Annotated in this window: 16 protein-coding genes, 2 tRNA genes and 2 pseudogenes; 11 read left to right on the forward strand and 9 right to left on the reverse strand. The window is 62.8% G+C overall.

Annotation, left to right across the window (positions count from 1 at the left end):
- Window positions 1-18: 18 nt before the first annotated feature.
- The 6 genes and pseudogenes from ACRQ5J_RS11525 to ACRQ5J_RS11550 all read left to right on the forward strand — a co-directional run bounded on the left by ACRQ5J_RS11525 (window position 19) and on the right by ACRQ5J_RS11550 (window position 3,994).
- A tRNA-Pro gene (locus tag ACRQ5J_RS11525) sits at window positions 19-95 on the forward strand.
- A 70-nt stretch (window positions 96-165) separates the two neighbouring features.
- A tRNA-Arg gene (locus ACRQ5J_RS11530) sits at window positions 166-242 on the forward strand.
- 651 nt (window positions 243-893) lie between these two features.
- Window positions 894-1,052 (forward strand): annotated as a pseudogene (locus tag ACRQ5J_RS11535) (PEPxxWA-CTERM sorting domain-containing protein); the annotation flags it as partial.
- Window positions 1,053-1,104: 52 nt separating this feature from the next.
- Window positions 1,105-1,389, forward strand: a complete 285-nt coding sequence (locus ACRQ5J_RS11540) for a hypothetical protein (protein ID WP_432383396.1) — start codon at window positions 1,105-1,107, stop codon at window positions 1,387-1,389.
- Between the two features lie 178 nt (window positions 1,390-1,567).
- Window positions 1,568-2,107 carry an FxDxF family PEP-CTERM protein gene (locus ACRQ5J_RS11545; RefSeq protein WP_432383397.1) on the forward strand — a complete coding sequence of 180 codons (540 nt, stop codon included), beginning with the start codon at window positions 1,568-1,570 and terminating at the stop codon, window positions 2,105-2,107.
- Between the two features lie 261 nt (window positions 2,108-2,368).
- Window positions 2,369-3,994, forward strand: a complete 1,626-nt coding sequence (locus tag ACRQ5J_RS11550) for a methyl-accepting chemotaxis protein (RefSeq protein WP_432383399.1) — start codon at window positions 2,369-2,371, stop codon at window positions 3,992-3,994.
- Between the two features lie 69 nt (window positions 3,995-4,063).
- On the opposite strand, the gene ACRQ5J_RS11555 is transcribed toward ACRQ5J_RS11550, so the two are convergent.
- The 3 genes from ACRQ5J_RS11555 to ACRQ5J_RS11565 form a co-directional block, all read right to left on the reverse strand.
- The gene (locus ACRQ5J_RS11555) at window positions 4,064-4,318 is read right to left on the reverse strand and encodes a hypothetical protein (protein ID WP_432383401.1); all 255 of its coding nucleotides are present in this window, start codon (window positions 4,316-4,318) and stop codon (window positions 4,064-4,066) included.
- On the reverse strand, window positions 4,306-6,018 hold the full coding sequence (locus ACRQ5J_RS11560; protein ID WP_432383403.1) for a CocE/NonD family hydrolase: 1,713 nt from the start codon (window positions 6,016-6,018) through the stop codon (window positions 4,306-4,308). Before ACRQ5J_RS11560 ends, ACRQ5J_RS11555 begins: the two co-directional genes overlap by 13 nt.
- Before the next feature lie 151 nt (window positions 6,019-6,169).
- On the reverse strand, window positions 6,170-7,069 hold the full coding sequence (locus ACRQ5J_RS11565) for a LysR family transcriptional regulator (RefSeq protein WP_432383405.1): 900 nt from the start codon (window positions 7,067-7,069) through the stop codon (window positions 6,170-6,172).
- 96 nt (window positions 7,070-7,165) lie between these two features.
- Between ACRQ5J_RS11565 and ACRQ5J_RS11570 the strand changes: the two genes are divergently transcribed.
- Together ACRQ5J_RS11570 and ACRQ5J_RS11575 are read left to right on the forward strand one after the other, a co-directional pair.
- The gene (locus ACRQ5J_RS11570; protein WP_432383407.1) at window positions 7,166-8,017 is read left to right on the forward strand and encodes a type 1 glutamine amidotransferase domain-containing protein; all 852 of its coding nucleotides are present in this window, start codon (window positions 7,166-7,168) and stop codon (window positions 8,015-8,017) included.
- Window positions 8,018-8,071: 54 nt separating this feature from the next.
- Window positions 8,072-8,695, forward strand: a complete 624-nt coding sequence (locus ACRQ5J_RS11575) for a flavin reductase family protein (protein ID WP_432383408.1) — start codon at window positions 8,072-8,074, stop codon at window positions 8,693-8,695.
- Between the two features lie 5 nt (window positions 8,696-8,700).
- Here the strand turns inward: ACRQ5J_RS11575 and ACRQ5J_RS11580 are convergent.
- Window positions 8,701-9,725 (reverse strand): annotated as a pseudogene (locus ACRQ5J_RS11580) (type II asparaginase).
- 167 nt (window positions 9,726-9,892) lie between these two features.
- Here ACRQ5J_RS11580 and ACRQ5J_RS11585 point away from each other — a divergent pair.
- The gene (locus ACRQ5J_RS11585) at window positions 9,893-10,222 is read left to right on the forward strand and encodes a hypothetical protein (RefSeq protein WP_432383409.1); all 330 of its coding nucleotides are present in this window, start codon (window positions 9,893-9,895) and stop codon (window positions 10,220-10,222) included.
- 76 nt (window positions 10,223-10,298) lie between these two features.
- Entirely contained in the window at window positions 10,299-11,993 is a 1,695-nt protein-coding gene (locus tag ACRQ5J_RS11590) for an FAD-dependent oxidoreductase (protein WP_432383410.1), read from the forward strand.
- On the opposite strand, the gene ACRQ5J_RS11595 is transcribed toward ACRQ5J_RS11590, so the two are convergent.
- A complete protein-coding gene (locus ACRQ5J_RS11595; protein WP_432383412.1) occupies window positions 11,990-13,060 on the reverse strand; it encodes a patatin-like phospholipase family protein in 1,071 nt (356 codons plus the stop codon). The genes ACRQ5J_RS11590 and ACRQ5J_RS11595 overlap by 4 nt on opposite strands.
- Window positions 13,061-13,179: 119 nt before the next feature.
- On the opposite strand from ACRQ5J_RS11595, the gene ACRQ5J_RS11600 reads away from it, so the two are divergent.
- Window positions 13,180-13,620 (forward strand): hypothetical protein, encoded by a 441-nt coding sequence (locus ACRQ5J_RS11600; protein WP_432383413.1) that lies wholly within the window; start codon window positions 13,180-13,182, stop codon window positions 13,618-13,620.
- Here the strand turns inward: ACRQ5J_RS11600 and ACRQ5J_RS11605 are convergent, their stop codons facing one another.
- The 4 genes from ACRQ5J_RS11605 to ACRQ5J_RS11620 all read right to left on the reverse strand — a co-directional run bounded on the left by ACRQ5J_RS11605 (window position 13,621) and on the right by ACRQ5J_RS11620 (window position 17,967).
- Window positions 13,621-15,117 carry a TonB-dependent receptor plug domain-containing protein gene (locus ACRQ5J_RS11605; RefSeq protein ID WP_432383415.1) on the reverse strand — a complete coding sequence of 499 codons (1,497 nt, stop codon included), beginning with the start codon at window positions 15,115-15,117 and terminating at the stop codon, window positions 13,621-13,623.
- Window positions 15,118-15,179: 62 nt separating this feature from the next.
- Entirely contained in the window at window positions 15,180-15,743 is a 564-nt protein-coding gene (locus tag ACRQ5J_RS11610) for a TonB-dependent receptor plug domain-containing protein (RefSeq protein ID WP_432383416.1), read from the reverse strand.
- Window positions 15,744-15,745: 2 nt separating this feature from the next.
- Entirely contained in the window at window positions 15,746-17,572 is a 1,827-nt protein-coding gene (locus tag ACRQ5J_RS11615) for a M23/M56 family metallopeptidase (protein ID WP_432383417.1), read from the reverse strand.
- A gap of 14 nt (window positions 17,573-17,586) precedes the next feature.
- The gene (locus ACRQ5J_RS11620; RefSeq protein WP_432383418.1) at window positions 17,587-17,967 is read right to left on the reverse strand and encodes a BlaI/MecI/CopY family transcriptional regulator; all 381 of its coding nucleotides are present in this window, start codon (window positions 17,965-17,967) and stop codon (window positions 17,587-17,589) included.
- Between the last annotated feature and the right edge of the window lie 80 nt (window positions 17,968-18,047).

Raw genomic sequence — 18,047 nt, forward strand, 5'->3', positions numbered from 1 at the left:
GGCTAAAATACTGTTCATCGGAGTGTAGCGCAGCCCGGTAGCGCATCTGGTTTGGGACCAGAGGGTCCAAGGTTCGAATCCTTGTACTCCGACCAAAATCTCTAAAACGGGTTGTCTTCGGACAGCCCGTTTTTCATTTCTGCCGCAGTTACTGCGGCGCGACTTCTGCCCATAGCTCAGTTGGATAGAGCATCAGCCTTCTAAGCTGAGGGTCGCTGGTTCGAACCCAGCTGGGCAGGCCAAATAAATCAACAGTTTACGCAGCGCCGGCTGTGCTAGAGCCGCTTTGTCCCGCGCTGCGCTGGACTGAGTGCGAAGCAATGCCGGCATCAGGTGCTTCCCATTCCCATTCCCATTGACCAGCAATACGCGCGATTTATTATCTGTAAGTATAGAAAAATTGATACTATCGATATCCTTCCACCACGCGGAGAGTCAACATGCTTAGAGCATTAGCCTTCATTGCTTGTTTATTTACGTTTTCAACAGCGGCTCAAGCCCAAGACTGGGAAGTGCCTGTCGAGCGCATCTTCAAGATTGATTTCCATGCCTGGAACTTTCGTGATGACTTTTCCAATACAACGCCACCACAGAACGATGTGGTGGGGGCGATCACGCTTCAATACAATGATTTTCGCGGCGGTTTCGGCAAGGTCATTGCGGTCGATCTGGTGATCGACGGTTACCGTTGGACACCGGATAAGATCCAATTCGGCGCGGGTGGGAATGGGGATACTCCGGACGACGTGATGTTTACCGGTAGCTCAGACTGCTGCCAGACCAACTACTTCCAGGTTTCTGCATCCACACGTTATGGGGTTGATTGGATGCAGTACCGGTCCAATGGGTCAGAGTTCTTCGAGTCCTATGATGTTGTTGGCACGATCACGCAGTCCATCGTCGCTGTGCCGGAGCCTGAGACCTATGCGATGCTGCTCGCGGGATTGGGCTTGGTCGGTGCGCTCGCGCGCCGTCGTCTTCGTCGCCAGGTAGAGGCGCTGGCTCGAACCCAACTGGGCAGGCCAAATCACGCTGCAATTTATTGTAAATAAAAATATTTATTTCGATATCATGATCCTTCCGATCACTTGGGGAGATTGAGATATGTTTAAACAAATTGCTTCTATTGCTGCCATGTTCTTCTACATGACCATGGCGCAGGCGCAGTGCGACTGTGCGAACCCGGCGGTGCATATTTTCAAGGCTGACTTCGTCTCATCCAACTTCATTGACGACTCGGGGACCTACCTTCCGCCTCAGGCCGAAGTGTCGGGCTCTATCACTTTGCGCTATACCGACTTTAAGCAAGGTTTTGGGGAGGTCACCGCGCTTGATCTAGGGGTTGTCGGCATCGTCGCGCGTCGGCGGAACCCCAAAAACAGCACTTAACAAGAATTCAATTCGATTAATTCTTAAGAAAGTATGTTGTTTTTTACGAATTATTTCCACTGTGTTCGTTGCCTCACATTTCTTTTGCTAGAGGCTGGTTACGATTGCGTCTGTCTCCTGAGCGGGATACAAATTCCAGTCTACGCACTGGCTTCTCAATCTAACCAAGGCGCATATAATGAAAGCAAAAATGATTTTCGCATCCACCGTCCTGGCCCTGGCCAGCAGCTTTGCTTCGGCAAACGACATTTCCGTGAATGCAGGGGTGATCACGCAAGACGTTAGCAATCCATACGGTCACCTGTTCGTGCACGAGGCAGGTTCGTTCAGCGACACCATCGATTTCATCGTTCCATCGGGCAGCCTGGGCACCTCGGCCAACCCGCTGACCCTGTCGCTGGGCGGTGTGAACGTGTTCAACATCACCAATCTGACCTACTCGATCTTCAGCGGCACCTCGGGCTCCGGTGGCGACCTGTGGGGCACCTTCCTGGGTAACAACTCGTACCACGACATCGCCTTGAACGTGGGCGGCGCTTACCACATGGTCATCACCGGCCTGGCCGATGGCACCCTGGGCGGCAGCTATGGCGTGTCGATGGTGTCGGGCGTGCCTGAGCCAGAAACCTATGCCATGATGCTGAGCGGCATCGGTGTACTGGGCTTCATGGCCCGTCGCCGCAAAAAACAAGCTGAGAAAGAAGCGATCCCAGCTTAATTCCCATTATTGAGAATTCCTCGCTTGGCCGCCTTCGGGCGGTTTTTTTCGTCAGTATCGTATTGGTAGTTTAATATTTGTTGATTTTGAGAATTTTCTGAGGCATAGTAACGCCAGACCATATCCGGAGCGGTGTCCATATCTTAGCCGCCGCTTCTGTCGGCATCATTTCGTCCCTGCCCCGACACGTTTTCCCTTTCTTCGCCCCGCGTCCGCGAGCCTGGTTGTCAGCCCAACTTTGCCCTTTCTCAGGAGCGTCAAATGGATTCGTTCAAGAAATTAAAAATCGGTACTCAGCTATCGCTGGGCTTTGGCATGTTGACCGCGCTGATGCTGGTGTTGGCGGTGTTTTCGGTGGTGCGGGTATCGTCGCTGTCGAAGGCGTTTCACGCGGAAAACGCCATTTCCGCTGAAAGGCTGGAGCCGCTGTACGTGGCGCGCGAGGCGCTGGCCCAGACCGGCCTGGCCGCCCGCAATGCCTATATCTTCGATGACGACGCCCAGGCCGCCAAGGAGCTGAACATCGTTGACGAGCAAAAGGCGATCTACCTCGCTGCTGTCGAGAAGATGGGGCCGGCCTATGCCAACGATCCACAGTTTGCCAAGGTGAAGGAAGGCTTGCTGGCCATGGCGAATGAGCTGAAGCGTCCGCGCCAGTACCGCGAGGCCGGCAAGATGCAGGAGTACGGCCGTTTCCTGGTCAATGAATGCAGTCCCTTGCGTCGACGCATCGTGCAGGACATGGCTGTGCTGGTGACCGCCGCGCAGAAGGAATCCGAAGCGGCCGCTGTCGAGGTGGAAGAATTTGCCGCCGGCGCGCAGCGCCTGGTGACGGCGCTGGCCGTGGTGGCGTTTGTATTGAGCCTGGTGATCGCCGGCCTGATCAAGCGCGTGCTGCTGAAGCAGCTTGGCGGCGAGCCGGCCTATGCGGCGGAAATCGCCAGCCGTATCGCCAAGGGCGATCTAGCGGTGTCGGTGAAAGTGGCGCCGTCCGACAACGATAGCCTGCTGTTTGCCATCAAGAGCATGCGCGACAGCCTGGCCGGCATCGTGACGCAGGTGCGCCATGGCACCGAGGCGATTACCCATGCATCGAACGATATTGCCGAGGGCAATGTGGATTTGTCGCAACGTACCGAAACCCAGGCGCAGTCGCTGGAGCGTGTGGCAACCGCGATGGAGGAGCTGACTTCGACCGTGAAGCAGAACGCCAGCAACGCGCAGCAGGCCAATCAGCTGTCGCAGTCGGCGTCGGAGGTGTCGGAGCAGGGCGGCGATGTGATGCGCCAGGTTACCGATACGATGGCGTCGATTAATGATTCGTCTAAAAAAATCGTCGATATCATTTCGGTTATTGATGGCATCGCATTCCAGACCAATATTCTGGCGTTGAATGCGGCGGTCGAGGCGGCCCGCGCCGGTGAACAAGGGCGCGGTTTTGCGGTGGTGGCCAGCGAAGTGCGCGTATTAGCGCAACGCTCGGCGCAGGCCGCGAAAGAAATTAAAGCGTTGATTGATGATTCGGTCCAGAAAGTCGGCGCCGGTTCGGATTTGGTGGGTAAAGCCGGCACGACGATTCATGATGTGGTGGCGAGCGTCCGTCGCGTTACCGAGATTATGGCCGAGATTACCCATGCAAGCGAAGAGCAAAGCGTCGGCATTCAGGAAGTCAGCCAGGCGCTGGGCCAGATGGATGGCATGACGCAGCAGAACACGGCGCTGGTGGAAGAGGCGAGTGCGGCGGCGCATGAATTAAGAGATCAGGCGGCGCATTTGAGCGAAATCGTCGGCCAATTTAAATTGGATCAATCCGCTGCGGTAGCGTCGTTGCCGAAAAAGACTGTCCACGCGCCGAGCCGCGGCAAGCTGCGTGTGGTGAATGGCTGACTTTTCGAGCTGCGCAGAAAATGCGCAGCTCTATTTTCTGCCAATAAAACAGTTACTTAGCGGCCGGTCTTATCGCTTGTTAACAAGCTTATCCACAGAATTTGTTAGCAACCGCACTTCAATCCCCGAATACATCGACGGCGCGTGGTAGACCCGCTGCGTGGCTTTCTGGAAGTCCTCGGGCCTGGCCTTGGGAATATCCACAAACGTCTGCGGGTTCAGGTCCACCAGCGGGAACCACGAGCTCTGGATCTGCACCATGATCCGGTGGCCACGGCGGAAGGTGTGGTTGATATCGGTCATGCTGTAGTTCACCGCTTCCACTTTGCCCGGCGTGAACGGCTGCGGCTGGTCGAAACCGTTGCGGAACTTGCCGCGCAGCGGTCGCCTCGTACCAGTTGCTGGTACGAGGCCATGGGCAGCCGCGGCTTGCCGGCGTCGCCGCCACGGCGCTCCTCCGGCTCGCCGTTAGGGTAGTCGGCCGAATACACATCGATCAGCTTGACTACCCAGTCGGCGTCCGTGCCGGTGGTCGAAACGAACAGCTTGGGCTTGACCGGGCCGGCGAAGGTGACGTCTTCTTCCAGCGGCTCGCTCTGGTAGGTCAGCACGTCCGGCCGGGTGGCGGCGAAGCGCTGGTCGCCGACCATGTATTCCTTCGGCACGCCCAGCGCCGGGTAGGCGGTAAACGGCACCGGCTTGCGCGGATCGGCCACATATTCGTCGTAGGCCTCGCCGCCGGCAGGCTGTGTCCAGCTCAGCGTGCCGTTCGGTCCCAGGTACAGCGTGCGCGACTGGGCCGGCTTCGGCGGCCAGGCGGCATAGGTGCGCCAGACGTTGCTGCCGGTTTCAAAGGCGTGCACCTCGGTGGTGTTCTTGTTCGGCACGCCTTTCAGGTGCTGCTCGAAGAACGGGAACTGGATCTGGCTGCGGAAGTATTCGCCGGTCTTGCTGTCGAAGTTGACATAGCCGAGGCGCTTGCCTTCGCCGCGCGCCCAGCCGCCATGCACCCACGGCCCCATCACCAGGCCGCTGTAGATGTTCGGATTGTTGCGCTTGATGCTGGCGTAGGTGGTCAGCGGGCCCTGCGGATCTTCGGCGTCGTACCAGCCGCCGACGGTCAGCACGGCGGCCTTGATGTTTTTCAGGTGCGGCGCGATGTTGCGGCTTTGCCAGAATTCGTCGTAGCTGCTGTGCTCGATGGTGGGTTGCAGCAGCGCGCGCTGCCTGGCGGTCATCGTGCCGAGGATGTTGGTCAGCGTCAGGTGCTTGCGGAAAAATTCGTAACCGTCGCCGGTGCCGTAATCAAAGCGGTCCCAGGTTTTCGGCAGCGGCGTCGGGTTTTCCGCCTCGACAAACGCCGCGTAGAAGTCGAAGTTGGCCGCCAGCATGAAGGCGCCGCCATGGTAGGAATCGTCGTTCATGTACAGATCGGTCACCGGCGCCTGCGGTGAGGCGGCCTTGATCGCCGGGTGCGAATCGATGATGCTGGCCGAGGTGTAGAAGCCCGGATAGGAAATGCCGAGGATGCCGACCTTGCCGTTGTTGTTGGCCACGTTCTTCAGCAGCCAGTCGACGGTGTCGTGCATGTCCTCGCTTTCGTTGCCTTCGCCCTTGGCGCGCTTTGGATTGACGTGCGGCGTCATTTCCTGCCACTTGCCTTCGGACATATACCGGCCGCGCACGTCCTGCTTGACGAAGATGTAGCCGCTGTCCTCGAATTGCTGCGACGGGCCGATGTGCTCCGGGTAGAAATCCACCCCGTAGTGCAGCTCGCCGTCGGCTTGGACGCCGGCGCTGTACGGCGTGCGCTGGATCAGGAACGGATAGGGCTTGCTGGCGTCCTTGGGCACGTAGACGGCGGTGAACAGCTTGACGCCGTCGCGCATCGGAATCTGGAATTCGTATTTGGTGTAATGCTCGCGCAAGCTCCACTTCGGCGCGGCTGTCTCGGCGGCGCTGGCGTGGAGGCTGGTGGCGCCCAGCAGCAGCGACAAGGCCAGGGCGGTAAATCGCAATTTCATGTGGTCCGGTAGGAAAAGTGGCAAATCCGGCTAGTGTACTGGAGTGGATAACTTCGCTGCGAAAAATTTACGCAGCGAAAATTTATCTCGCGAAAACAAATACTTAGCAGTTGGTGAGAATGCTTCTTAACAACCTTATCCACAGAAAATGTTAACAACCTGAAGGCAGGCAGTCGATCAACGCGCGGCTGGCGGCCGACATGCGCCGGTGCGGCGGATAAATCAGCGTGAACGGCCGGCTGCGGCCGCCCAGCGCCGGCAGCACCTCGACCAGCTGGCCGTTCGCCAGCCTTTCCGCGGCGACAAAGCGGTAGGTCTGGCAGATGCCCAGCCCGTTCTGCGCCAGCGACACCACGCCCAGCACATCGTCCGCCACCTGCATGCGGGCCGGCGCCAGCCAGTCGATGTCCTGCCCATCCACCCGCAGCAACCACGGCGCCTGCCGGCCGCTGCTGGGCAGGATGAAGGGCAGGCACGCATGCCGGGCCAGCTCATCCAGGTCGCGCGGGGCGCCGGCGCGTTGCAGGTAAGCCGGCGAGGCGACCAGGCACACGGCCTCGTCACCCAAGGGCTTGGCGGCCAGGCCGCTGTCGGCCAGCTCGCCGAGGCGGATGGCCATGTCGTAGCCCTCGGCGACCAGATCGACATTGCGGTTGCTGATGCCGAGTTCGATGGAGACTTGCGGATGCCGTTCCATGAACGGCCGCAGCAGGGCGGGCAGCCGGTAGTGGCCGTAAGTGGTCGGCACGCTGATGTGCACCTTGCCCGACAGCGCGCCGTCGCGTCCCCGGATCGCCCGCTCAGCGTCGGCGATCAGTCCGAAGGCGCTGCGCGCCTGTTCCAGATACAGGTTGCCGGCGTCGGTGATGCTGAGCCGGCGCGTGGTCCGGCGCATCAGCTGCACGCCCAGCCTGGCTTCCAGCCGCGCCACGGCCCGGCTCAGGACGGACGGCGTGGTGCCCAGCACCACCGCCGCCGCGCTGATCGTGCCCCTGTCGACGATGGTGACAAACGCCTCCACGTCCGCCATATGATCGAATTGCCGCGCCATTCAAGCCTTTCAAGAACAAATGATTTGAGTTTTAGGTTATTTAAACACACCGCCGGCATGAATACACTGTGCTCATTGAAAACAAAGGAGCAACCGATGCAAACCACTCTCCGCCATGCCGTCGCCGGCGCCTTCCTCGGCCTGGCCGCCTTCGCCGCCAACGCCGCCGATGTGCTGGTCGTGCTGTCCGACGAATCCCAGCTGGCGCTGCGCGGCCAGCGCACATTCGACACCGGCTTTTACGCCAACGAGCTGATGCAGCCGGTCAAAAAGCTGATCGATGCCGGCCACGCCGTCACCTTCGCCACGCCACTGGGCAAGGCGCCAACCGTGGACCGCAGCTCGCTCAATAAAATGTATTTCGGCGACGACGAGGCGCAGATGCGGCAGCACCTGGACCTGTTGGACAAGCTGCAACTGACCTCGACCACCAGCTCGCCGGTGGTGAGCCTGGCGCGCGTGGAGCAAACCGGCTACGCCCGCTACGACGCGGTCTACATTCCCGGCGGCCACGCGCCGATGCAGGATCTGCTGCACAGCGCGCCGCTGGGGCGCCTGCTGAGCGCCTTCCACAAGGACGGCAAGCCGACCGCGCTGGTGTGCCATGGCCCGATCGCCCTGTTGTCGACGCTGGCGCAGCCGCGGCAGTTCACGCAAGCGCTGGAAAGCGGCACGGCCGGCAAGCCCCGCACGATGCCGGCCTGGATCTACGCCGGCTACAAGATGACGGTCATCAGCAACAAGGAAGAGGACGCCGCCAAACCGATGCTGAACGGCGGCGAAATGAAGTTCACGCCGCAGACGGCGCTGGAGCGCGCCGGCGGCGTCTACAGCAGCGTGCCGGACTGGCAAGCACATGTGGTGGTGGACCGCGAGCTGATTACCGGCCAGAATCCCGCGTCCGCCAACGCGGTGGCCGACGCGCTGCTGGCGCAACTGGCGCGCTGAAGCGCTGGCGCCCGGCGCTGCGCGTGACGCCGGCGCCGTGTGCGACAATGCGGCATGAGCGATTCCTACTTCTACCAGCCCGCGCAAGGCCACGGCCTGCCGCATGATCCCTTCAACGCCATCGTCGGGCCGCGCCCGATCGGCTGGATTTCCACGCGCGCCGCCAGCGGCGTTCTGAACCTCGCGCCGTACAGCTTTTTCAACGCGTTCAACTACACGCCGCCGCTGATCGGCTTCGCCAGCCTGGGCCGCAAGGACACGCTGGTCAATATCGAGGAAACCGGTGAGTTCGTCTGGAACCTGGCCACGCGCCCGTTGGCCGGGGCGATGAACGCCAGCTGCGCCGCCGCGCCGCCGCAGGTGGACGAGTTCCAGCTGGCCGGCCTGACGCCGGCTGCGTCCAATGTCGTCAGCGTGCCGCGCGTGCTGGAAAGCCCGGTCGCCTTCGAATGCAAGCGCACGCAGATTATCCGCCTGCAAGGCGCAGCCGGCGCCGACACCGATACCTGGTTGATACTGGGCGAGGTAGTTGGCGTGCATATCGCGCGCGAGCTGCTGCGCGATGGCATCTATGATACGGCCGGTGCGCGCCCCATCCTGCGTGGCGGCGGCCCGGCCGATTATTTCGAGATCACGCCGGATAATCTGTTCCGCATGACACGGCCCAGCTATCCTTAGGCGCTTTAGTAGGTGTAGAAGATGCGCTGGATCTGCTTGCTGTCGCTGGTCTTGGTCAGCGCCAGCATCAGCAGGATGCGGGCCTTCTGCGGGTTGAGCGTGTCGGAGGCAACGAAGTCCAGCTCGTCGTCGTTGGCTTCGCCGTTGCGGGCGACGATGCCCTGGCCGACGCGGCTCGAACGCACGATCAGCACGCCTTTTTGCGCGCTTCGACCAGACCGGCCTTGACCGCGGTGGCCAGGCTGCCGTCGCCCACGCCAGCGTGGATGATGCCCTTGGCGCCGGCGCCCACCAGCGCGTTCAGCGCAACTGGGCTAACATTGGCGTAGCCGTAGACGATGTCGACCTGCGGCAGCGCGTTCAGCTTGCTGACGTCGAACTCGCTGTCGACAGTGTGCTTGCGGGTCGGCTGGCGGTAGAAGTAAGGCTTGCTGCCCTGGATGTAGCCCAGCAGGCCCAGTTCCGGCGTCTTGAAGCTGTCCGGGGTCGAGGTATTGGTTTTGGTGACGTCGCGGGCCGCGTGGATCTGGTCGTTCAGCGCCACCAGCACGCCTTTGCCGACCGCTTCCTGGCTGGCCGCCAGCAGCACGGCGTTGTACAGGTTGATCGGGCCGTCGGCCGACAGCGCGGTGCCGGGGCGCATGGCGCCGACCAGTACTACCGGCTTCTTGCTTTTGACGGTCAGGTCCAGGAAATACGCGGTTTCTTCCAGCGTGTCGGTGCCGTGCGTGATGACGATGCCGTCCACGTCCGGCTGCGCCAGCAGCGTGTTGACGCGCTTGGCCAGCGTCAGCCAGTGCTCGTTGCTCATGTTTTCGCTGGCGATCTGGAACACTTGCTCGCCCTTGACGTCGGCCACCTTGGCCAGTTCCGGCACGGCGGCGATCAGGCGGTCCACGCCGACGGTGGCGGCGGTGTAACCGACCGTGGTCGTGCTGCTGGCGCCGCTGCCGGCAATGGTGCCGCCGGTGGCCAGAATGGTCACGTGGGCCAGTTTTTCAGCTGCCCCGGCATAGGAACTGAGCAACATTGCGCAGGCCAGCACGGTGTGGAACCAGCGGGCGGAAATTCGGTCGGACATATTGTCTCCTGATCAAGCTGTAAAGCATGGGATATTAACAAATCACCTGCGTGTCAACAATGCGGGGTGTTGCGGCGTTAAAGCGGGAATGCGAGAAATACAAAAGAGAAAAATATATGAGATTGTTAATCACGACGGCCTTGATGCTGGCGCTGGCCGCCTGCGGCAAGTCGGCCGAGCAGAAACAGCGCGAGGACATGGCGCTGCTCAGCAGCCAGGGCGAAAAATATGTACGGGAGAAAATCCTTGAACCGTCCCAGGCGCAGTTCCGCAACCAGTTCATCGGCAAGGGCGGCGCCCCGTGCGGCGAGGTCAACGCCAAGGACGCTTTTGGCGCCTATATCGGCTTCCAGCGCTACATCTCGGTGGCGCGCGAGCTGACCTTGCTGGCGCAGGACGTCTCGCCGGCCGAATTCGACGCCCAGTGGCAGCAGTTGTGCCGTTAAGCGTCCTTCCTCAAGGAGAGGCGACCAGGCCGCCTGAATAGCGCTATGATGCCGTATCACTCTGCGAGGATACCGCATGGAACTGAAAAACGGAGGCGCCGCGCCTCACCTGGCATCGTCCGACGTGGGCAACCGCCGCCATCAGATTTTCCCGACGCTGAGCGAGCAGCAGTTCGACGTGCTGCTGCGCTACGGCGAGCGCCGCCATTTCGGCGCCGGCACGCTGCTGTTCCGCCAGGGCGACCGCCATATCCCGATGTATGTGATCATCTCCGGCGCGATCGAGATCGAGCGCGGCTCGGTGCTGGGCGCCAGTCTGCTGGGCACGCACGGTCCCGGCATGTTCACCGGCGAGATGGGCGCGCTGGCCGGGCGCGCGGCTGTCGCCAGCGCGCGCGTGGTGGCCGACAGTGAGCTGATCGTCATCAGCGAAGAGTCGCTGCGCACGCTGGTGATTTCGGAGGCGGAGCTGAGCGAAACCATCATGCGCGCCTACATCCTGCGGCGCGTGGCCTACATGCAGGACCAGACCGGCGGCGGCGTGGTGGTATTCGGCGCGCGCGATTCGCAGGCCACGCTGGTGCTGCGCCACTTCCTCAACCGCAACGGCCAGCCGGCCGCTTACTTCGATACCGAGAACGGCGACGATGCAGAGGCGCGCCAGCTGATGGCGCGCTTCGGCATCGCGCCGGCCGATATTCCGGCGGTGGTCACGCTGTCCGGCGAGGTGCTGCGCCAGCCGACGCTGCGCCAGCTGGCCGACGGCATCGGCATCAGCCCCGATGGCATCGACGGCCGCTTGTTCGACGTGGTGGTGGTCGGCGCCGGCCCGGCCGGACTGGCCGCTGCCGTGTACGCGGCGTCGGAGGGCCTGACGGTGGCGGTGCTGGACGCGAAAGCCCCCGGCGGCCAGGCCGGCGCCAGCTCCAAGATCGAAAACTACTTCGGCTTCCCGACCGGCGTGTCGGGCCAGGCGCTGGCGGGACGCGGCCTGTCGCAGGCGCGCAAGTTCGGCGCCGAGGTGGCGGTGCCGGTCAAGGTCAGCGCCGTCAATTGCAGCGAGCCGGAATACGGCATCGATATCGACAGCGGCGAAAAGCTGCGCGCGCGTGCCATCGTCATCGCCAGCGGCGCGCGTTATCGCAAGCCGGCCTTGCCGGGACTGGAGCGCTTTGAAGGCAAGGGCGTCTACTACAGCGCCTCGTTCATGGAGGCGAACTTCTGCGCCAACGAGGAAGTGGTGGTCGTCGGCGGCGGCAATTCGGCGGGGCAGGCGGCGGTATTCCTGTCGCAGCACGCCCAACATGTGCACATTGTCGTGCGCTCGGGCGGGCTGGCGGCCAGCATGTCGCGCTACCTGATCCAGCGCATCGAGGCTTCGCCGAAAATCACGCTGCACACGCATAAGCAGATCGTCGAGCTGCGCGGCGGCGAGCGGCTGGAAAGCATCTGCTGGCAGAGCCAGGGCGGCGAACCGCGCGAGGCGCCCGCGCGCCATCTGTTCCTGTTCCTCGGCGCGGAACCGAGCACCGCGTGGCTGGGCGGCTGCGTGGCGCTGGACGACAAGCAGTTCGTGCTGACGGGGCCCGATGTGCCGGCCGGGCGCTGGCCGCTGGAGCGTCCGCGCCACTTCCTCGAAACCAGCCGGCCGCGCATCTTTGCCGTCGGCGACGTGCGCAGCGGCTCGGTCAAGCGTGTCGCTGCGGCGGTGGGCGAAGGCTCGGCGGCGGTGGCGTCGCTGCACCAGGCGCTGGCGTCGGACTTGCTTTAAGGCTCGATGCTGCTCAGCGGCTTGCTGTACTTGTTGGCGCGGCGTACCAGCGGCTGCTGGCGCGGCGGCCTTGCCAGCGCCTCCTGCGCGCGCTCGCAGCCGTACTGCCATTGGTCGCGCATGTGCTGGGCGAAGATGTCATAACTCGGCGGCATTTGCAGTTCGATGCGGTTGCGCAGCCAGTCCAGCTTTTGCTGTAGCTGCTGCTTTTCCAGCACCACCGAGACGTCCGACGAATCGATGCGCATGTCGGCCAGGTGCGAATTGGCGTAGCGCAGGCGCGCGTTGCCATCCACGCCCAGCACCGAGCGCCAGGCCGGTATCGAGAACACCTGGTCGAACGCTTCCTTGAATTCCATGACGACTTCCGCGCCGAGCTTGCGCGCGATTTCGACCGGGAACAGGTCGAGCACCCCGCCTATGTATTCCTCGCCGCGATACGGCGCGCTGCGAAAGTAGATCATGTCGGAGATGGAAATGCGCGCGGCTTCGGTGACGCTAGCCGAGCTGTCGGTCAGCAGCTCGCCGGCGATGGCGTGGTCGCCCCACCGCGCATCGGCCAACGGCGACGTCATGCCGCGCAACGCGGCGGCGGCGCGCTCGTTGCAGAAAATGGTTTCCGCATACAGCTTGCGCTGGCCGCGCCGCCGGCCCACGTCTTCAGGGCCAAACAGCAGCTTGCCGCCGATGATGGCGACATCCACTCCCGGCTTGCCGTTCGCGGCAGGGAAGGGCAGTTGCGGCGGAATTTCGAACAGGTAGTCGTTGAACAGGTCCGGTATCACCGGGGCGGGCGCACTGGACAGCTTGCGCCGGGCGGCGCGCAGCAGTGTGCCGATCAGCGCCGCGTGTCTGGTGGCGCGCAGGCTGCACCAGAAAGCGTACATCTCTTCGGACGACAGCCATTTGCGCTGTGCTTCCGGATCAGGCAGGTTATGGATGATGGCCGCGGCGATGGCCCCGCCGCAGCTGGCCAGCAACACATCTGGCGCTTTGCCGGCTTGCCGCAGCGCGGCGTACATGCCGATATAGATGCCGAAGCGAAAACCGCCACCGCCCAGCACCATGCAACGTTTATATGGTTTATACGAATCTTGCGTCATAGAACGCAACCATATCACGAAGCTTTGATCTATTCGACATTTGATCGTCGTTTCGCTTGACCTGGTGCGAATGAAGGAGAACCATGCAAGACATGGACGGACACACCACATCGACGGACGAGATGCTGCAAGTCTTGCTTGAACGCACGGCTGTTATGCAGACGCAGATGGCTGTTATGCAAGCACAAATGCAGGCACAGCATGAGGCCACGCTGACTGCCCTGAAGTTGCTGCAGGAAGGACAGAAAGAGCTATGGGAGGCGCATAAGGCGTTGGCAAAGCAGGTGGAGACTCTGCGCGAAGGACAGGCTGAGCTGCGTGGTTCCGTACGCGTGGTGGAGGCGGAGATCAAAGCCCTCAACGAGAAGATGACGTATTACCCCTCCGAAGGAAAGGTCGAGTCCATCCGCGTGGAAATCTACAAGGCAATCGAAACCCAAACCTGGCGTATGCTTATCTGGATGACCGGCGTCAGCTCCGCAACCACTGCCGCCGCGTATTACATCGCTCGCAACGTCTACTAATTACAGCTGGTGGTCCAGCATGAAGCGCAGCGTCGCTTGCGTCGGCGTCAGGCGCACGGTGCGCACAGAGCCGCTGGCTTCAGCGTAGCTGTAATCTTCCGTGGCCTGCTGACGCAGCAGGTTGCTGGCCGACAGCCGCAGCTGCGTTCTGGCGTTCCATTTCCACGCCGCGTACAGATCCAGTTCCCGCTTCGGGCTGGTGCTGCTGAACGTGGTGACCGACTGCCGCGCGCGCTCGCTTGCCTGGTAATTCAGATTGCCACCCAGCGTCAATTGCGACCAGCGATAATCCAGTCCGATGTTGGCGGTGGCCGGCACCTGGGATTCCAGCCGGTTGTACGGCCCCGGCACATTGCTCACCTTCGACCAGTTGCGCGCCACATTGGCCCGCAGGTCCAGCACCTTGGTCAGCGGCAGCCTGGCCTCCAGCTCCACGCCATGCGAACTGGCCTTGCCGTCATTGAATGGCGCCGTCACCCAAACGCCATCGTCCTCAAACAGGCGGTATTGCGTCACATCGCGGATGCGGCGCGCGTAGACGCTGGCGCTGAGCAGCGCGCCGTCGCCAAGATAATGCTCATAGGCCGCGTCCAGCCCCCACGCCAGCTCCGGGCGCAGCTCCGGATTGCCTTGCTCGTCAGGATTGGTCGGATTGTTGTTGTTATCCTTGGTATAGCGGCGCGGCACCAGCCGCACCAGCAGCGGCGCCTTATAAGTGCGGCTCACGGCCACCCGCACCACGTCCTTGTTCGCCAGCTCATAGCGCGATTGCAGCGAAGGACTCCACACCGCCGAGCTGCTGTCCAGCTTGTCCGGCGCGTTGGCGGCGACCGCGCGGCTGACGGTATCAAGCCGCTCGTGCCGCAGGCCGAGGTACAGCGAATAACGCTTGGTGACCTGCCATTCGTCCTGCGCGAACAGCGCCACGCGATTCACCGTCGCCGAGTAGTCGGCGTTGTTGGCGCTGGTCTGCGCGCCTGTCGCGTCGAACAGTGTCTCGTTGCGGTCCTCGCGCCGCACGCCGTGACTGGCATCCCAGCCCAGCGCGATCGCGTGCTTTTCGCCGATCGGATGGCGGTAGGTGCCGGTGCTGGTGTAGGTATTCTCCACCGGGCCGGAGTCGACGTGGTGGCGGCCGAGCGGTGCGCCCTCCGCATCCATGCCGTGAAAGTCGAAGGTGCCGCTGCGGCGGTTGGTGCTGGCGCCGAGTTTCATTTCCAGCCTGGCGCCGTTATCCAGACGGTGCATCCAATTGACATCGCTGCGCAGCATGACGAAGTTGGCGACGAAGTTGGCCGAATTGCGTGGGTAGTCACTGTGTTCGCCGATGAGCGCCGTTTCATCGGCCACGTTCAGGTTGTCCATGCGGCGCAGGTAGACGAAGCCTTGCCAGCTCAGGGTGTCGCCGCCGTCGAGCTTCCAGTTCAGGCGCGGCGTCAGCGTCAGCGAATCGGTGCGGCCGGCTTCGATTTGCGGCGTGCGGCGCAGCAGCGTCATGCTGCCGTCGGGCGCGCGCTGTTCCTGCCAGTCGGTGAAGGGTTTGCGGCTTTGCTTGCGCGTCAGCGTCGCCGCCAGACTATATGAAAAGGCGCCATCCTGGTCCGACAGTTGCGCGCTGAGCGAAGGCGTGCTGGCGCCCCCTGGCGCGCGAGACTGGCGCTGACGGAGCGCTGACCGCGCGTCACGGCTTTCTTCAGGATGATGTTGATGGCACCGGCCACCGCCTGATTGCTTAGTTCCGCCGTGGCGCTGCGCAGGATTTCGATGCGCTCGATGGTTTCTGGCGCAATGGCGTCCAGCGAGAAGCCGGCGGCCACCGGCTCGCCGTTGAGCAGGATTTGCGTGTAGCCGTTGCCCAGGCCGCGCATCTGGATGCCGCCGCCCTGGCCGGGCGTGCCGCTGATGCTGACGCCGGGCAGGCGCTTGAGGACATCGGCCAGCGCCTGGTCGCCTTGCCGCACGATGTCGGCATGGTTGATGACGATGGCGGTGGTGGTTTCGCGCTGGCGCAGGTCGTCGCGTTTGGCGCTGATCTGGACCTGTTGCGGTTCCGGTGTCTCCGATGCGTAGGCGCAAGCGGTCACCGCCAGCAGCATGCTGCTGGTGATGCGTGGTAGTGGCATGGTTATCCCTTTGGGGTTAGTTGCTGGCGGCGGACCTTGAGGGCGCGCGGTGTGGCGTGGGCGTCCAGGTTGGCGAACATGGTGGCGGGGTCGATGTTGTTGCCGTTCTGGCGTACTTCGAGATGCAGGTGCGGGCCGGTGGCGAGGCCGGTTTCGCCGACGGCGCCGATGCGCTGGCCGGCTTGTACACGCTGGCCCGGCCGGACGTTGACGCTGTTTAAATGTGCGTACAGCGAGTGTTGGGCGCCGTGATCGATGATGACGGTAGTGCCGTACTTGCCGTTGTTTTCGGCGATTGGGCCGGCGGCGATGATGGTGCCGGCTGCGGTAGCGAAGACCGGTGTCCCTTTGGCCGCGCCGAAGTCAATGCCCTTGTGCGGCGTATGAGGCACGCTGCGCTGGATGCCAAAGAAGCTTGTGACGCGCACTTTCTCAAGCGGCGCCCGCCATACTTCGGCCGGTGCCGCCGGCGTCGTCCCCGCACCCGCAACCGCACCCGCAACAGCGCCTGCACCCGCAGCCGGTTCCGCAACCGCGCCTGCATCCGAAATCGGGCCTGCATCCGTAACTGCGCCTGCATCCGCGTCTGCTGCTGCCGGAGCCGCGTCAGACCGGGCCGGCTCGCTGAAGGCCAGTGCCGGCTGTAGCATGGCGCCGGCGGCCAGGACCGCGATCAGCGCTGCGCCGCTGGTCCAGGCTGCGGCTGCGCTGAGGGCTGGCAGACCGGCTTTCTGCATCTGCTGTATGCGGGCAGCGATGGCGGCGCCGTTGAAAGCAGCCCCGCCCATCGGCGTTGCCCACTGCTGCAACAGTGATGCGGCGTACTGCTTGCGCTGGTGTTGCGGGCGGCCGGCCAGTACGTGCTGGTCGCATTGCAGTTCCAGCGCCCATTCCATCTGCTTCGCCATCCAGCGCAGGGCGGGATTGAACCAGAAAACCGTCTGCAACATGGCGGCGATGGCCAGGCATAGGGGATCGCGGACGCGCCAGTGGTGTAGTTCGTGGGTGATGATCATGTGCTGTTGTTCTGTACTCAGCGCGTTCAGGTTGGCGGGGAGTAGCAGGGTAGGGCGCAGGACGCCGATCAGCATGGGGGAGATGGCGGCATCGGTGCGCATCACCGTCAGGCCGCCCTCGGCGATCTGTCGGCGTTGATCGGTCGTGAAGGCGCCGTTGACTTGCAGCGCGGCAGGCGACAGGCGATGCGCGGTCGCCATCAACGTGCGCCACATGCGTTTTGCGAGTAGCTGTTTGCGGACAGCCTGGGCCAGGCCGGCGGCGTAGACTAGCAGCCAAGCCGCAGCCATCCACGGCAGAACGCGGGCAACTAGCGTTGGCGGCGACGTCTGCGCAGCAGTCGTGGCAGGCCATGCCGTAGCAATTGCGGCAGGCGTCGTTGAAGCTCTCGCGCCAGGCGTCGTCGTTGCGGTCGCTGTCGTCGCTGGGTCCATCGCCGCCGCTGGTGCGATGGCAAGTACGGTTTCGGCGGCGGCTGGGGCGTGGGTGTCGCCTGGGGCCGGAACTGTGGCTGCTTGAATTGGGACCGCGACGGTCAACGGAGGCAGTGTGATTGGCGGCGCCGGATGCAGGCTGTGAGGCAGGAAGGGCAGCAGCGCGGCGGCGGCCACCACGCATTGTGCCGCCAGCCATACAGCGCGACGCGTCCGTAGCGCCGGCCATATCTGCGCGATGCCGCTCAGCAGCAGCCACGCCAGGAGGCCGGCCGTGGCGCAGCCAGCGCTGGCCAACAGCCATTTGACCGGAAGCAGATACAACGCCGCCATCACATCGGCCAGGGACCGCTCCCACGCACCGGCCGCCGCTATCATCGCCGCCCCCAACATCACTCTTCGTCCGCCGGCCAGTCGTTCAGCATCTGTTCCAGCTGCGTCAACTCCTGCTGGTCGACCAGCTTGCTTCCGGTGAACATCGCCACCGGCAGCGGCGCATCGATCTCCATCACGCGGCGGCCGAAATCGTGCGCGAAGGCGGCCAGCGTGCTGACTTTCTCCAGGCGTGCGCTGTAGACATTGATGCCATGCACCGCCTGTAAGCCGATCATCTGCTTCTCCAGCATGCGATCCAGCGTCTTGCGGGTCGACGAAAAAGACCAGCCCAGTTCATCGGCGGCGGCATCATGAATCTCGCGCGCACTGAGCGGCTGTTGCTTCCACAATACTTTCAGCAAAGTCAGCTCACTGACCGAAGGTATCAAACCCGACATGAAATACTCCTGTGCGACTAATGGGATGATTATGCGACACGTGTCGCAATCCGTCAATCCCGGGTCAGCCGACAAATATC

Origin of the sequence: Duganella sp. P38, from assembly GCF_050859475.1 — a bacterium.
Classification (GTDB): domain Bacteria; phylum Pseudomonadota; class Gammaproteobacteria; order Burkholderiales; family Burkholderiaceae_D; genus Rugamonas.